This is a genomic window from Corallococcus praedator (assembly GCF_003612125.1).
Classification (GTDB): Bacteria; Myxococcota; Myxococcia; order Myxococcales; family Myxococcaceae; genus Corallococcus; species Corallococcus praedator.
On sequence record NZ_RAWI01001375.1, the window covers coordinates 1 to 394 of the forward strand.

A 394-nucleotide genomic window follows, 5' to 3' on the forward strand; every position below is an offset into this window, starting at 1 on the left:
GACGCCTCCGCCTTGAAGAGGATCACTCCGTCCTCCTCCCAGAGCCACGAGCGGCCCTCGTCGATCTGCGCCCGCGTGCGCCAGCGAAACCCGTCGGCGTCACGGCGCAGGGGATCGATCCCGAGCTCGCCCTCGTGCGCGAGAGCGCAGGCGGGTACGAGCAGCTCGAGGTCGGCGAACGTTGCGGCACGGAGGCCGCTCCCGCCCGGCTCGGGCGCCGCCGAGATCGCGTAGACGGGCTGGCCGGGACGATCCTCGCGGGCTGAGGGGAGCCGCTTCCGCGCCGCCTCCCACAGGTCCGAGACCGCGCGCTGCTCGCCGATCAGCATCCGGGCGCGTGCCCGGACGGCGACCGAAGCGAAGTCCCCGCACCCCTGTCCGGACGGGACGACAT

The 394-nt window shown here is 73.9% G+C and carries 1 protein-coding gene; it reads right to left on the minus strand.

Annotation, left to right across the window (positions count from 1 at the left end; translation table 11 throughout):
• Positions 1-329: hypothetical protein (locus D7Y13_RS44520; protein ID WP_244222513.1), on the minus strand; the 329-nt coding region annotated here is incomplete at its 3' end.
• Between the last annotated feature and the right edge of the window lie 65 nt (positions 330-394).